Below are 14,726 nucleotides of genomic sequence, written 5' to 3'. Positions count from 1 at the left end.
GCCGGATAAACGGGGAGATTGATTTTGGATAAATATAAGATTGGACTGGTAAGCCTTGGCTGTGACAAGAATCGCATCGATTCTGAAATCATGCTGGGCATGATGAAAAATAAATATGAACTGACCGATGATTCCAGAGAAGCGGATATGATCATCGTAAATACCTGCGGCTTTATTGAAAGCTCAAAGCAGGAATCCATTGATACGATTCTTGAAATGGCCGAATACAAGAAAAGTCATAAATGCAGACTGCTTATGGCTACAGGCTGCCTGACTCAGAGATATGGGGAAGAGCTGCTGACTCTAATGCCTGAACTGGATATCATTCTCGGGGTAAACAACTATGGTTTCCTGGACCAGTACGTGGAGAAATTCATCAGCACCAAGGAAAGAATCATGGCCCTTGATTACCTGGATGAAGGAATCAACGAAGGAGAAAGAATCATCACAACCGGTCTTGGCCAGACAGCTTATCTCAGAATATCCGAAGGATGCAGCAATCACTGCACCTACTGCATCATTCCGAAGATCCGTGGAAGCTACAGAAGCAGACAGATGGACCATATCCTTTCGGAAGCGAAGAAACTTGCGGATTCAGGCGTGACTGAAATCATCGTGGTTGCTCAGGACACAACGAGATACGGAACAGATATCTACGGAAAGAAAAGTCTTCCTGAGCTACTTCAGAGACTGAAGGAAATCGAAGGCATCAGATGGATCAGAGTGCTCTATCTTTATCCTGAGGAATTTGATGATGAGCTGATCCGTGAAATCAGAGACAACGAGAAGGTCGTCAAGTATCTGGATCTTCCCATCCAGCATATCAGTGACACTGTTCTCAAAAGAATGGCAAGAAGGACAAAGAAAGAAGACATTCTTTCACTTATCGAGAAGCTGAGAAAAGAAATTCCGGACATTGTCCTTAGAACATCACTCATCGTAGGCTTCCCGCAGGAAACCGAGGAAGAGTTTAATGAGCTCTATGATTTTGTCGGAGACATCAGATTTGATAAGCTTGGCGTGTTCACCTATTCAAAGGAAGAGGGGACAGCTGCAGCGCTCATGAAAGGGCAGGTCAAGAAAGCCGATAAGGATAAGAGACTGGACCTCATCATGACCCGTCAGCAGGAAGTAAGCAGAAACGTCAATGAAAAGAAGATCGGCAGAACTTATGAAGTGCTCGTTGAAGGGCTCGGAGAGGAAGGCTACTATGGCAGAAGCTATGAGATGGCACCTGAGATCGACGGACTTGTTTTCATCGATACAGACAAAGATCTTGTCGTGGGATCCTATGTCAACGTGAAAATCACTGAAGCTGCTGAATACGATCTTAAGGCGGAGCTTGCTTAAGCCGGCTGATCTTTAAGAATCAGATAATGAATGGTAAAGATGGCATCATGATGATGGTGATCTTCTGACAAGGGGCAATGACGTGCTTATGGGCATGGCATTGCCTCTTTTTGAAATTTCCACCATATCAAAAATGGGGTTGAAGGCAAAACAAAAGGGATTCGACTGAATCCCCGGTGCATGATTTGTGCTGAAAATGAACAGTTTTTACTAGATGATGTTCTCTCTTCTGGCTTCTTTGATTGCGTTTTTGACGCCTAAGATCCTCTGCCATTCTTGTCCTTCTTACCTGAACCTTGGCATTACTATGTTTCAGCTGTTTTGTTGTTTGTTGCATTTAAATTTGACATTAGGCGCTGGAAAAAAATAAAAAACCTCAAGAATCGATTTCTGAAGAAGTCAATAACGGAGATTTCGTAAAAACGACTATTCAAAGAGTAGTAGACGGAGATACTTTTGAATTAACGACAGGAGAGAAGGTGAGGATCATAGGAGTAAACACTCCAGAAGCCACAATCACAACAGAACTCTATGGAAAAGAAGCCAGCAACTATACAAAGGAGAAACTGACAGGAAAAACCATCTATTTGCAAAAGGATGTTTCCGATACCGATAAGTATGGAAGGCTACTTCGATATGCATGGCTGGAAGTACCAAATGAAATCACGAAGGAAACCATCGCTAAGCATATGTTCAATGCTCATCTGCTCCTGGAAGGTTATGGCCAGCCTTATACACTTCAACCGGACTCAAAGCATGCTGATATATTTGTGGAATTTGCCAGAGGGGCAAGGGAAGAAGAGAAGGGACTTTGGAAAATTAACCAGGAAGGGACAACAAAAGGAACTGATTTCTAAAAATACGCAAACATCCAAGAAGAACCTAAGGGTGCGAATCTTAGGTTCTTCTTTTGGAGGCTAATGGATATCATCTAAATTATTCTTTAAACTTAGTCAAGTATTTTCTTTCAGCCATTAATCATTATTATAAGGAAGTTTATGATTAAAATCTATCAATTCTCGACTTAATAGAGAATCTGATTTATCAGAAAATTCGCTGTAAATACGCTCTATTTGATCGTAGGCATAATCAGATTCTTCGGAGCTACGAGTCGTTTCATCTGGAAATAAATCACTAATTATTTGAATGTACTCGGATGCCAATTTTTTATTGAATTCTAATACTTTCTGTAGATATTCTTGTTCTTCGACGGAAATGCTTCCATCTGAATAGATGTAATCAAACTTTTCTTCTAGATTAGAGTAAATTTTTTCATACGCATGGACACTCTCCGAATCAATAATGAAACTAGAGAGTAATTTTGACTGTATAAAGTTCTGAAACGTTACCTGACTGAAGTCTATTAAAGCATTATGATGTGTTCCCACCTTAACACTTTCTTCTAATACTTCATCTAATAGAATTAATTGATCCCCAAAATCTTCAAAATCACGTAGTAATCGGGCCTTCATGCTCATTATATAATATCTGTCATTGGTAGTCATTTTATTTCTATTTATACTAGCAACACCCATGATTAGAACAAGAATAAATAAAATTATACATGTAATTTTATAATTTATTTTCACAATATTCCTCCAAAATAGATACAAAAATCTTATTTGTATAAATATAATTGCTTGTTAGGAACTCTGTAATTAACAACTGTCCCCTTATTCAACTTATTCGTAGTAATATTTGAAGGATTGTTATTAAGATATCTCGTTAAAGTTGGAAAATAATATTCCTGCCTTAAATTAAGCACATTATACTGGTTATCATTCATCTTAAATATCTGTTGGGTAAGATCTTCTATGACCACTGCACTTCCCCCTGCCCCAGCTAAACTAAAAGTAGTTGCTAGAACAAATGTCACCACTCCACTTCCAGGTACGATCAACCCCAAAACACTCAATGGTGTCGATAAAACCCACGCCGGCCAAGTACTAGGCATATTATTTTTTAGATTATTTCTAAAGGTTATTAACTGAGCTTTACTAAGGCAAAAAATGTTTTGCCTGATTTCGCTTACAGATGTAGCAGAAAAAGGTTCAATACTCGTCCTTGTTTCTTTGTTGCTGAACGTTAAATCACCATTATCTACTTTATTATTCAATTGTTTCAATACTTCTTCAATCTTTATTCGAGAACTAGTATTCGTTACTTTTTCTTTTAAAGCATTTTGATTAATATGGATATGTCCATTATCTATATACATATCCGCTTCCAAATTTTCTATTAGTTCTAACGTATCTTCATCCGCAATCCTAAAAGGATCAGCTACTAGTGAATTGCTTTCTTCAAAGGAACTTGCTAAAACAGAAATTCTTGAGAACGTAATTAAAATGATTAGAAATGAAATAGTTTTGAATAATTTTTTCAAATAATTCTCCTTTGGTCTTCAAAATTGATGTTGAATCACCCTAAAGAATACCATCTTTTACATCACAAATAGCTGCGGGATAAAACTGTGCCATAATGTCTAACGCAGTAAATCGCAAATAACTCCATGAACAAAACGAATAACTACTCCACATGCACCAAATAAGGAGAAAAACCCGATAAATCAGACGCATAAAATATAAATATATAATTGAAGATTAATTAACCAAATGATAACATAGGTATTATAAATTTTCAATTACTAAGTTGTATCTTGTAAAGAATATAAGTATAATTATTATATATCATTACTCAATTCAAATAAATGATGAATAAGGGAGTTATCGTATGAACAGGAAGGGAATTCTACTTTTGTCCGCTGCTGCTGGAATTTTGATTATGGGGCTTCTCTTCAGAGAATTCAAACCGGAATATATTATAGGAAATCCTGAGAAAGTGAGTCTTGAATGGTTTGTCTATGAAGGCGAGGAGATTGCTGCAGATGAAAAGAGGGTTCTTGAGATCGTAAAGAAGTATGAGGCCAGAAGATCCTTAAAGGATTTCTTTCCGACCAGGCCAGAAGATGCGAAAATCCAGATGATTCTGGAAGACGGCAGCAAAGTTAAACACATCATACTTGGAGATCCTGACATCTGGTATCAGGCGGAGGACAGAACGGGGTATGAAATTCAGAATGCTGATAAGCTTTTAAGTGAGCTGGAGTCCCTTTTCGAAAACTAGATGAGTGCCTAGGTCTGGTCATGAGCTTAACGGACGTGTATTGAAATAACATAAGAAAATTTATGAAGGAAAGTGTCTGTCTTCATATCAGCGAATAAGATAGTATCTTTAGGAGGAATTATCGATGTTTCAACCCCTATGGTTTTATATGGTCGTTTTTTTGTCCAATCCAGTCATAATCCTTTTACAGTTGTATGGTGATATAAAGCACGGAAGAAAGATTATGGACCGCTCTCCGGTTGTTGGAGTATTCTACTTCTGTTGGATCTATTATGAAATATCTACAGGAAGGCTTCCAAAGGAAGGACTCCTGAATATGATCATGATTATGGGGGGAATATATATGGCAACAGTCTTCATATACTTATACGTTGAGAAGCATTATGGCAGGAAAGAAAAAACTCCTGTAGAGAAGTAAGTCTCAGAGATCAGAAAAGAATATTTTAAAGATCCTCTATAGGATAAGACAATGAATGAGACTCTGCCTATTAAGTTGAGAAAGGAGTGATGGAAGATGAGTGATTTCTGGATATCCCCATATGCGATATTCTTCTTTATTACTCTTGCCACATCATTGAACCTTTATATTCTACAAGGGAAAGTGGAAAGAAAAACGTATATGCTGGTGAACAGTATCGCAATACTGCCGGTCATACCGGTTTTCTGGGCGATGACTGCTGACTTTGGCGGGATAGGGGATAGGTTCACGCTGATTTATGAGCCCTGGTTAATTACCTTGTTTTCCATTGCCATGCTTATAGTGAGAATTGTACAGTTCAGGAAAAAATAATGAACGTACTGTAAGATCATTTTCGAACATGATGCTTTGAGTGACTCCAGTCCCATAAAAACTCTCTCCCAGAATAGAATTTAAGGAACCGATATCGATTCGGAATAACTTCGGGATCGATATCGGTTCCTTTATTATTGATTTCTTCCTCTACCTAAACTAATATTTTCACCGAGGCGTAATTAAGATTGGTCACGCATTGCACGATATTTTAAAAGTAAATTCCCGAAGCTATATATTTAGATAATAAGTTCCCAGGTAGCGAACAAAGTTGATTTATGCACAAGATCTGAGAGAAGATGAGCATGAAGTCAATTTATTGGAATTGATCAACGCACGGGGTAATCAACATATCAAAACTTTAACATCAAAACATTAATTTGCTCAAAAAATTTTGGTAAAATCAAAATATAGGTATCAAAATAAAGTTTTGCTGATAATATTTTGTGGAGGTGATGATATGAAAAAAGAAAATATGACTGCAGACGAGAAGTTTCTCAGGAAGCTTTCAAATCATATGAATAATAGTGATGAATTAAGTCTCAAAATGATATATTCCTTATTCCCAGAAATGAATCGGAACACTATTTCATGGAGGCTTTATTCATTAGTTCAGCAGGGAAAGATTTATAGGACTGGGCATGGTATTTATTCTCGAAGTAGAAACAATGAGAATAATGTATCAGCCGGATATGAATATTTGCAAAGAAAATCTAAAGAAATCTATGACATTTTAACAGGGTATGGATATGATTTTTACATTACGGGACTGGATTCCTTGGTAGGAGAAATCCTACATATGCCAGAGAATTACCCAGTACTCATAATTATTGAAGAATCAGGCATAAAGGAAATTCAAGAAGTATTAAATGAGAAGGCTATGTTTGTTATTACAGAAAAAGATCGTGAGATATTTGAAAAAACAATTCTGAGAAATAAAGTAGATGTGATTTTGCTGAGAGGAAAAGATTTGTCTTTGGCAACGGATAATATATCACAGAAAGAAAAAGGCTTCATTGATTTGTATTACGCGGTTACAAGATTAGAGTATGGCATTTCCATACCTGAATTGTCTCGAATATATCAGAACTTGCAAAGAAATAACTCTATTGCAAAGGCAAAAATGAAAGCAGCAGCTAAAGACAGAGGCATATCTATCGAGATAAACTGGCTTCTTGAAATGAACAAAGCATCGGAAAAAACTATAGAATTTATGAGTTATCTGCTAAGGAGGTAAGATGGAGTTAATTAACAAAGATCATATAATTCTAGAAAAAGAGGTCTTCTTAAGAAGCAAAATTGAAAAAAACATGACTCATGGTGGGTTTAACTCCCTATCTAAATTTGAACTTTTCATATGGGATTTAGAGATGTTCCTACAATTACAAAAGAAACTTGGTGATAAAATCATCTTGAAAGGTGGAGCTGCGACACAGTTTTATGTACCAGTAACGTCGCAAAGAACTAGTATTGATATAGATATGATATGTTTGGCAACTCCTGAAGAAGTACATCAAATAATTTCGGAAATTGAAAATGAATTAGCTGGAGTTGAGGATTATTGTAAATTTAGATTATATGCTCCGAAAAATCCTAAGCTCGGCTTAGATGCTTTAGAGACATATTTTCGACAGTTCCAAGTATATGCAATGAGCAAGAACTGTTTGCAACTAAAGGAAGACAGGAAGTAAAAATTGAATTTATTTTTTCAGAAGATGAGTATGAAATAAATAAGATAAAACAGCCAGAGCTATTTGCGTTAGAAACCGAGAGAGAATTCAATATATTAGCATTTGAAAGCTTATTTGGTGATAAGTTGACCACACTTGGTCCAAATACAATAGGGATTTCTGACGAACGATCTGATGAACAAGTGAAGCAAATCTATGATGTCATTACATTTTTTCCTTCCAATCTGGATCAGATACTAAAGAACAAACAGCTAATCAAAGAAAATTACGAAAAAGTAGCACATCTTGAATGTCGGATTCACAATATAAGATATGACAAGGACTTACTTTTAGAAGATATGAAAGCATTGATTCGTAGATTGAAGAATATTGAAAGTGATGGGAAGCTTCTTCAAAGAGCGAATGATTTTCAAGCATTATATTTAAGAAAATCTGTAAATCGAGATAAAGCCGAATGGGCAATAGTAGGATATCAACTTGAATTATTAATAGATTATATTTTTACAGATGACTTGAGAATTGTTCGATATAGAGAAATTGAAGAGTATATTGGCAAGCTTAAATTTGAAGATATTAGAGGTCCTGAACGAGGAAAACTTAATAGAGAAATACGATCCATATTAGAAGCGAGCTTCGGGACTATCGCTGGGTTGAGTGTAGACCTCTTCAAAAAAAGAATTGATCGAATAATATGGGAGTTGGTCACATTTGTTGATTTAGAAAAGATACAAGGTGTACTCAGCGGAATAGTATAAGAAGATCAATGAGTAAAACTCGTAGATCAAGGGGTGGATGAATTTAAGTTAAACGTTGAATTTCATAATAAATCCAACCAGGTGGTATCTAACTTATTGAGGACAGCAGGAAACTATCTATATACAGACATAAACTCATGTTTAATCAAGCCAGATTATAGGTTTTACCATAGACCTGATAAAATAACCGCTGCAGTGTCAGAAAAATCATATGGCACTACAGCGGTTATTTAATATTCCTATTCTGGCAGTCTTCGTATTCGGTTTCCGGGAACCATCAGTTCTCCAGGATTTCTGAAAGCCTGGTTTCATCCAGGATCTCAATGTTTCTTTGTCCTGTCAGGGCAATAATGCCTTCTTCCTGCAAGGAGGAAAGCTTTCTGCTTAAAGTCTCCTGAGAAGTGCCGATGATGCTTGCAAGTGTTCCTTTACTGAAAGGAAGCCTGAAGGATTTCATTGAAAACTCCCGGGAAAGATCCAGAAGATATTTTGCGATTCTCTGCTCCACATCGTAAAGACCTATGGATTCCACAATATCAAGAATCTGGACATTCTTCTTCGCATACTGTTCCAGGATCTTCAGTCCCATTTCGGGATGCTGAAGGATGAGATCTCTGATGTCGGAGCCTTTCAGAACGCATATGTTGGTCTTTTTCATGGCTTCTGCAGAGTTCATAATGGGTTTTGATTCGAAAAGTGCATGCTCGCCAAGGAAATCCTTGGGTCCTAGCACATGAAGCGTCTGCTGCTTCCCCTGACTGGAAAGCTTATATATTTTAACCTCACCGCTGTTGATGATATAGAGATTATCGCCAGGATCTCCAGGCGAGAAAATGATCTCGCCCTTTTCATAATTCTTGTGTATGGACTTTGATAGGATCAGGTTTTTCTGATCAAGGGTAAGGGAGTCGAATAAACTGATTTTGTCTACACATGTGACACCGTTTTTCTTACAATTGTCGCAACCACAGTCGCAGCCTGTTTCTAATAGCATGGGTTTCACCTGTCTTTCATTTTTGCTTTTCTTTCTATACATTCAGTAAACCATGTCTGATACTAATTATCAATTGAAAAAAACAGAATGCCATGATATGCATCCTGTTTTCGGAATTACAGTATTCCTTCTTTGATCAGAAGAGATTCCAGACTGGTGACTTTCTCTGAGAGCATTTTGAATTTTTCCTTGATTTTTTCTTCAGATGCTTCTTCTCCTAAAATTGTCTCCATATCTGTAACATCGGTTAATGCTGCTTCTATATCCTGGTTGATGGCATCAATGACTTCCTTTTTCATCTTTCACCTCTAATTTAATTCTTCTGTACTGACTTCTGCATTCATTGTATTTATGAAAGGTGCTCTGAAAGAAAATTCTCTTTCATGTCCGCAGTTTTCACAGACGCACTGTGTTATATTTTCCGCTTTACCGCTGTCAAAGCTCAGTCCTACAGACTCTGTGAGGAAATTCCCTCCGCAAAGCTCGCATGGCGTATTGTTTATCACGATATATTCACTTTCCACAAACTTCATTACTTCGTTTAAATTCACTAGTCGTCCTCCCTTAGGAATAATTCTTAATCATGGTAGCACTAAGAATAATAATATGCAACAAAGAAAACAGGGCTAACAAAAAAAGATTTATCTATGGTGGAGAAAAGGCCTGAGATAACATATAATAGTTAATATACAGAATTTTATATGCAAATGTCTGAAAGGTATGAAGAAAACACATGAAGGAAGAGAGTCAACTGGCCCGGTGTGTGTACCTGCCTGAAGAACGTATCGATGTAAAAAGAGATAGAGCATATTTCGTGTCCATAGAGTTTTTGATATCTGGGCTAAATAATGAGAGAGGTGGTGAGGGATTATGGAAAAGAGTATCCATTCATTTGAAATTGTTGATGACAATATCATCGTAAAAAGAATAGATAAATCTCTTCTCACTTATGGAGAAATCAGAATCCCCAATTACCTCAGGGACTTTTTTCATTTCCATGAGATGGAGAAGCATGACCGCTGGGACATCAGAATCACCTACAACAAGATCGACTATTATGGCGTCCTATATCTGGATGACTATAAAAGATTAAGAGGCAAGCTGAGATGGGGAAAAGATTTAACGAGGGAGCTCAGCAACGTCACGTCGAAGTACGTTTTTGAAAGCTACGGCTATGATATAAAAGAAGAAAATGTTCCCCTTTTAAGGCTGGAGAAGATCGACCGGCAGACCTTCGTTGCCGATGTCATATTCCCGGAGGATGTAGAAAGAGATGCCAAGGAGTATATGCTCCATGCGGATAAATTCATCTACGGCATCAAGGCGAGATTTGAGAATGATCCTGAAATCAGGATGAAGGTTCTTAAGCAGCAGGGTATGAGCTGCGCCATCTGCGGATTCAACTACGAGAATTTCTATGGCAATGTGGGCAGAGGGTATATCCAGATTCATCAGATTATAGAAGATGAGATGAAGATGGACGAGTTCGATGTGGAAAAAGATTTTATTCCCATCTGCGAGAACTGTCATGGTCTTATTCATAGAAACAAGGAAGAGGACCTATCGGTATCGGAACTGAAACAGATCATCCATATCCGGCACGAACTGAGGAAAACAGAGAAAGAGTAAGGTGTATCACATTTGCTGATATCGCTTTACTCTTTTATCATTTTGGCGATGTATGTAAAGGATTTCCAATAAAATAATCAAATTCATCATTAGGGTTTTACAAGGATAATTCCTCTGCTATAATGGAGTATACGGACAAATAAAACTATTTGTAAATACTACGGCTACACAGGAGGTTAAAATGAGTAAAGCATTGGACAATTTCCTTACTGAAAATCTTCATGATCTAAAGAGTAAAGGTCTATACAATGAGATCGACATTTTAGAAGGCAGCAATGGACCAAAGATCACAATCAGAGGAAGAGAACTGATCAACCTGTCCTCAAACAACTATCTGGGACTGGCTACTGACGAAAGACTGAAGAAAGCTGCTAAAGATGCTACAGACAAGTATGGTGTAGGTGCAGGCGCAGTGAGAACGATAAATGGAACAATGGACATCCATGATGAGCTTGAGAAGAAACTGGCGAAGTTCAAGGGTACAGAAGCCGCAATCGCATTCCAGTCAGGATTCAACTGCAATATGGGTGCAATATCAGCAGTTATGACAAAGAATGATGCCATTTTATCCGATGAACTCAATCATGCTTCAATCATTGACGGATGCAGACTTTCCGGTGCAAAAATCATCAGAGTCAAGCATCAGGATATGGACGATCTTAGAGCAAAGGCAAAAGAAGCCATTGCATCAGGTGCTTATGGAAAGATCATGTACATCAGTGACGGCGTATTTTCGATGGATGGAGACGTAGCCGATATCAACGGTATCGTTGAAGTCTGCAAGGAGCTTGATATCATCTCCTATATCGATGACGCACACGGTTCAGGCGTAATGGGCAAGGGAGCCGGAACGGTAAAACATTTCGGTCATGCCAAGAACATCGATTTCCAGATGGGTACACTTTCAAAAGCCATCGGCGTCGTCGGTGGATATGTTGCAGGAACCAGGGATCTTATCGACTGGCTGAAAGTCAGAGCAAGGCCATTCCTCTTCTCCACTTCACTGACTCCAGCCAATGCGGCAGCATGTATTGAAGCGATAAGGATTATGGAAGAAGATCCGAAGCTGAATGAAAAGCTCTGGGAGAACGGCGATTTCCTGAAAAAGGAACTTAAGGCTCTAGGGTTCAATATCGGTCACTCCGATACACCGATCACTCCAGTAATCATCGGCGATGAAACCCTCACTCAGAAGTTTTCAAAGAAACTCATCGAAGAAGGCGTTTACGCAAAATCCATCGTCTTCCCGACTGTTCCGCTGGGTACAGGAAGGGTAAGAAACATGCCGACAGCAGAGCATACAAAAGAGATGCTTGAAGAAGCGGTCAGGATATATGAAAAGGTCGGAAAAGAATTAGGGGTAATTTAAGGGAGAAAAGCATGAAGAAAATATTAATCACAGGAGCCATGGGACAACTTGGCTCAGAGCTGACCACAGCACTTAGAGCGCAGTACGGAACAGATAACGTCATCGGTACAGACATCAGAAGACCAGATGAGAGCTCACCTCTTCTGGCAGGACCCTTTGAGATACTGGATGTTCTTGATGGAAAAACCATGGGTGAGATCGTCAAGAAGGAAAAGGTAGACACCATCATCCATCTGGCGGCTCTTTTATCTGCAACAGCGGAAAGAAATCCGAAGTTTGCTTGGGACATCAATATGGGGGGCCTTGTCAATGCACTGGAAGTGGCAAGGGAGTTCAACACTCAGTTCTTTACACCAAGCTCCATTGGGGCTTTCGGTCCAAGCACACCGAAGAAAAACACACCACAGGATACCATCCAGAGACCTACGACCATCTACGGCGTGACAAAGGTTGCAGGAGAGCTTCTATGTGATTACTATTTCGAAAAGTTCGGCGTAGACACAAGAGGAGTAAGATTCCCGGGTCTTATCGGCTATGTTACCCCTCCAGGCGGCGGAACAACAGATTATGCAGTGGATATCTACTATGATGCCCTCAAGAAGGGTTCCTACGAATCCTATATCGATAAGGGAACCTTTATGGATATGATGTACATGCCTGATGCCCTTGATGCGATCATTCAGCTTATGGAAGCTGATCCTTCAAAGCTTATCCATAGAAATGCATTCAATATTTCAGCTATGTCCTTCGACCCTGAAATGATTGCTGCCGAGATCGGAAAGCACATTCCAGGATTCAAGATGAGTTACAATGTGGATCCTGTAAGGCAGGGTATTGCAAACAACTGGCCCGACAATATCGACTACTCTGCCGCGATTGCAGAATGGGGCTTCAAAACGAACTACAACCTTGAAACCATGACAGCTGATATGCTTGAGAAACTCAGAATTAAGCTTGGTATCACTGATCGTTAAAGATGGATTAGATAAAAAGGAAGGTGATTATATGAGCGAAGAACTCTATGTTGTAAACAGCAGAATCTTACCTGAGATATTCTCGAAAGTACTGGAAGTAAAGACGCTGATTCATACTGGAAAAGTCAAGGACATCAGCGAAGGGGTCAAAGCGGTTGGGATTTCAAGAAGTGCTTACTATAAGTACAAAGACCATGTTTTTCTTCTGTCAGAGGGAAGCAAGGGAAGAAAAGCGACACTTTCTTTTCTGGTCAGCCATGAAGCGGGAGCACTGGCGAAGATACTCGAGAAACTGAGATTGACCAATGCCAACATCATTACCATCAATCAGGATATCCCGATAAATAATGCCGCAAGCGTCAATCTGACGATTGATACTTCTCAGATGAACATCAGTGTCAAGGAACTTCTGGACAGTTTCGACAATGAGCAGTACATCATCAGCGTTCAGCTGGTAGCTGTAGAATAATCCGAGAGATAAATAATCAGAACAATAATATAGATGAGCTTCTTTCAAGCTATGAACTGAAATCACTGTATTTCAGAAGTGCCTGAAAGGAGCTTTTTCTTATGAGGAAAATTAAAGATAGTAGAAGTCCGCAAAAAACGATTGCTATGAATATCCACAACTGAAGAATATCCCGAAGAAGTTCGGGGTATGAAAAGGTAAAAATGATGTATACTTATCATATGAGATAAATTATACAGGGTATATTCGTTCAGGAATAGTATCGACATAGAAAAATGCTCTCTGATGACGATCATCTGAGACAAAGGTGGAGAAAAATGAAACGAAGAAATAAGATTGTCATTGCAGCAGCGCTGCTTATTCTCGGGTCAGCAGTCAGCATAGGATGCAAAAGTGAAGAAGTGACTCCCTATACTCAAAATATCGTTGTGGATGGTCAGGCTCTGCCCTTTCATATGAGCTCATTTGAATACAATAATGAAGAGGATGCTGATATTGAGCTTAAACTGCATCAGATCTTCGGAACCAGCCTAGGTAAACAGATGAGGGAGGGAAACTACATCATTGTCAATCATGACGGCGATGATCTTACAGAGGAGTTTATAGGTGAGCAAATGCCATCTTCCGAAGATATTGCCAAAATCACTCGGGAAATCAAGGAGAGCGGGTATCTTGTGGTCAATCCGGAGCGGTATAGGGTCACAACCATTGAAAAAGAGATAAAAGCTTTGTTCAATAATGAAAGAAGAATTCATCCCCAGGAGAAGCTGAAAGAAGTACTTGAAGCCAACAGAGAGTCTTTTGAAGAGAAAGACTATGAGAGCATAAATCTCTATCTCTTAAGAAATCGTATTATAGTCTTCAGTACATCGGAGGAGAAAAAATGAAACGCAGTCTGATTTGTGTATGTCTATTGTCCCTTATGATCATCAGCGGCTGTTCACCGGAGTCCGAACAGCCTGCGGACGAAACACCAGAGACTTCGACGGGAGCTGTAGCTGTATCAGGTGAGGGATCCAGTGCTCTTGAAGAGAAGATAAAGGAGCAGAAGCAGATGATAAAGACGCTTGAAGCTGCCAATAAGGAATATCTCAATCTGCTGGAAGCGGCAATCAGCCATCTCGATGAAGAGAATCTGAGCGCATTTGCACAGAAGCAGTTCAGCTATACCCTTAAGGTCAATGATGAGGCTGTACCTCCTGAAGGTATCGTAGAAATCGATGAACTGCCTGTAGCTGTGACTCTGGTTTCAGAGATGGGTACTAGCATCTTACTGCCTCAAAAGATTTACGAGCAGGGAATGCTCTCTTCTGATGATCCGCTTGAGCATTTGAACTTCATGAAAGAGGAGCCTGAAGATGTTGTGGTCAGAGACGGGACATCTGTCCAGTCATTCACCTACATTTTCGGGGAAGAGAGTCCATTGGAAGAGATGGAATTCATGATCTCAGATGAGCTGAAAGGCAGACTTGGATTAGATACCAATGTGGTTAAAATCATAAAAGGACAATGATCATTTCAGATAATGCTCTTCGTTACAGAAGTGGAGAAGTGGGTTATTGTGCTGTATTTCATCGTGGAA

At 39.0% G+C, this 14,726-nt stretch carries 19 protein-coding genes; 14 read left to right on the top strand and 5 right to left on the bottom strand.

Translation table 11 applies throughout. From position 1 onward, the window contains the following. The first annotated feature begins 24 nt into the window (after positions 1 to 24). Together rimO and RTX25_RS01740 are read left to right on the top strand one after the other, a co-directional pair. Entirely contained in the window at positions 25 to 1,350 is a 1,326-nt protein-coding gene (rimO, locus tag RTX25_RS01745) for a 30S ribosomal protein S12 methylthiotransferase RimO (RefSeq protein WP_312649715.1), read from the top strand. A gap of 479 nt (positions 1,351 to 1,829) precedes the next feature. After that, positions 1,830 to 2,207: a thermonuclease family protein gene (locus RTX25_RS01740; protein ID WP_312649713.1), complete on the top strand. Its 378-nt coding sequence runs from the start codon at positions 1,830 to 1,832 to the stop codon at positions 2,205 to 2,207. 117 nt (positions 2,208 to 2,324) lie between these two features. On the opposite strand, the gene RTX25_RS01735 is transcribed toward RTX25_RS01740, so the two are convergent. Beyond that, positions 2,325 to 2,939 carry a hypothetical protein gene (locus RTX25_RS01735; RefSeq protein WP_312649712.1) on the bottom strand — a complete coding sequence of 205 codons (615 nt, stop codon included), beginning with the start codon at positions 2,937 to 2,939 and terminating at the stop codon, positions 2,325 to 2,327. A 29-nt stretch (positions 2,940 to 2,968) separates the two neighbouring features. Continuing rightward, positions 2,969 to 3,733 carry a hypothetical protein gene (locus RTX25_RS01730; protein WP_312649711.1) on the bottom strand — a complete coding sequence of 255 codons (765 nt, stop codon included), beginning with the start codon at positions 3,731 to 3,733 and terminating at the stop codon, positions 2,969 to 2,971. A 347-nt stretch (positions 3,734 to 4,080) separates the two neighbouring features. Here RTX25_RS01730 and RTX25_RS01725 point away from each other — a divergent pair, with 347 nt between their 5' ends. The 6 genes from RTX25_RS01725 (at position 4,081) to RTX25_RS01700 (ending at position 7,709) form a co-directional block, all read left to right on the top strand. Further along, complete coding sequence (locus RTX25_RS01725) at positions 4,081 to 4,473, top strand: hypothetical protein (protein ID WP_312649710.1); 393 nt, start codon at positions 4,081 to 4,083, stop codon at positions 4,471 to 4,473. Between the two features lie 124 nt (positions 4,474 to 4,597). Continuing rightward, positions 4,598 to 4,891 (top strand): hypothetical protein, encoded by a 294-nt coding sequence (locus tag RTX25_RS01720; protein ID WP_312649709.1) that lies wholly within the window; start codon positions 4,598 to 4,600, stop codon positions 4,889 to 4,891. A gap of 96 nt (positions 4,892 to 4,987) precedes the next feature. Next, positions 4,988 to 5,263: a hypothetical protein gene (locus RTX25_RS01715; RefSeq protein ID WP_312649708.1), complete on the top strand. Its 276-nt coding sequence runs from the start codon at positions 4,988 to 4,990 to the stop codon at positions 5,261 to 5,263. A 460-nt stretch (positions 5,264 to 5,723) separates the two neighbouring features. Continuing rightward, positions 5,724 to 6,500, top strand: coding sequence for a DUF6577 family protein (locus RTX25_RS01710; protein WP_312649707.1), 777 nt, complete (start codon positions 5,724 to 5,726; stop codon positions 6,498 to 6,500). Position 6,501: 1 nt separating this feature from the next. Beyond that, positions 6,502 to 6,954 (top strand): hypothetical protein, encoded by a 453-nt coding sequence (locus RTX25_RS01705; RefSeq protein WP_312649706.1) that lies wholly within the window; start codon positions 6,502 to 6,504, stop codon positions 6,952 to 6,954. Continuing rightward, complete coding sequence (locus tag RTX25_RS01700) at positions 6,885 to 7,709, top strand: nucleotidyl transferase AbiEii/AbiGii toxin family protein (protein WP_312649817.1); 825 nt, start codon at positions 6,885 to 6,887, stop codon at positions 7,707 to 7,709. Before RTX25_RS01705 ends, RTX25_RS01700 begins: the two co-directional genes overlap by 70 nt. A gap of 277 nt (positions 7,710 to 7,986) precedes the next feature. Here RTX25_RS01700 and RTX25_RS01695 read toward each other — a convergent pair whose 3' ends face one another. The 3 genes from RTX25_RS01695 to RTX25_RS01685 form a co-directional block, all read right to left on the bottom strand. Beyond that, entirely contained in the window at positions 7,987 to 8,703 is a 717-nt protein-coding gene (locus RTX25_RS01695) for a Crp/Fnr family transcriptional regulator (RefSeq protein ID WP_312649704.1), read from the bottom strand. Positions 8,704 to 8,819: 116 nt separating this feature from the next. Beyond that, positions 8,820 to 9,002 (bottom strand): hypothetical protein, encoded by a 183-nt coding sequence (locus tag RTX25_RS01690; RefSeq protein WP_312649702.1) that lies wholly within the window; start codon positions 9,000 to 9,002, stop codon positions 8,820 to 8,822. A gap of 9 nt (positions 9,003 to 9,011) precedes the next feature. Beyond that, positions 9,012 to 9,254, bottom strand: coding sequence for a metal-binding protein (locus tag RTX25_RS01685; RefSeq protein WP_312649701.1), 243 nt, complete (start codon positions 9,252 to 9,254; stop codon positions 9,012 to 9,014). 319 nt (positions 9,255 to 9,573) lie between these two features. Here RTX25_RS01685 and RTX25_RS01680 point away from each other — a divergent pair, with 319 nt between their 5' ends. The 6 genes from RTX25_RS01680 (at position 9,574) to RTX25_RS01655 (ending at position 14,657) form a co-directional block, all read left to right on the top strand. Beyond that, complete coding sequence (locus RTX25_RS01680) at positions 9,574 to 10,332, top strand: hypothetical protein (protein ID WP_312649700.1); 759 nt, start codon at positions 9,574 to 9,576, stop codon at positions 10,330 to 10,332. Between the two features lie 181 nt (positions 10,333 to 10,513). Next, positions 10,514 to 11,701 (top strand): glycine C-acetyltransferase, encoded by a 1,188-nt coding sequence (locus tag RTX25_RS01675; RefSeq protein ID WP_312649699.1) that lies wholly within the window; start codon positions 10,514 to 10,516, stop codon positions 11,699 to 11,701. An 11-nt stretch (positions 11,702 to 11,712) separates the two neighbouring features. Continuing rightward, positions 11,713 to 12,675, top strand: a complete 963-nt coding sequence (locus tag RTX25_RS01670; protein WP_312649698.1) for an L-threonine 3-dehydrogenase — start codon at positions 11,713 to 11,715, stop codon at positions 12,673 to 12,675. A 31-nt stretch (positions 12,676 to 12,706) separates the two neighbouring features. Next, the gene (locus RTX25_RS01665; RefSeq protein ID WP_312649697.1) at positions 12,707 to 13,144 is read left to right on the top strand and encodes an ACT domain-containing protein; all 438 of its coding nucleotides are present in this window, start codon (positions 12,707 to 12,709) and stop codon (positions 13,142 to 13,144) included. Positions 13,145 to 13,461: 317 nt separating this feature from the next. Beyond that, complete coding sequence (locus tag RTX25_RS01660) at positions 13,462 to 14,031, top strand: hypothetical protein (RefSeq protein ID WP_312649696.1); 570 nt, start codon at positions 13,462 to 13,464, stop codon at positions 14,029 to 14,031. Further along, positions 14,028 to 14,657 carry a hypothetical protein gene (locus RTX25_RS01655; protein ID WP_312649694.1) on the top strand — a complete coding sequence of 210 codons (630 nt, stop codon included), beginning with the start codon at positions 14,028 to 14,030 and terminating at the stop codon, positions 14,655 to 14,657. Before RTX25_RS01660 ends, RTX25_RS01655 begins: the two co-directional genes overlap by 4 nt. Positions 14,658 to 14,726 lie beyond the last annotated feature (69 nt).

Source organism: Proteiniclasticum sp. (assembly GCF_032054185.1).
In the GTDB taxonomy this organism is placed as follows: Bacteria; Bacillota; Clostridia; order Clostridiales; family Clostridiaceae; genus Proteiniclasticum.
The sequence above is the reverse complement of the archived record's forward strand: the minus strand, read 5'-3'. Positions and strand labels throughout refer to the sequence as shown.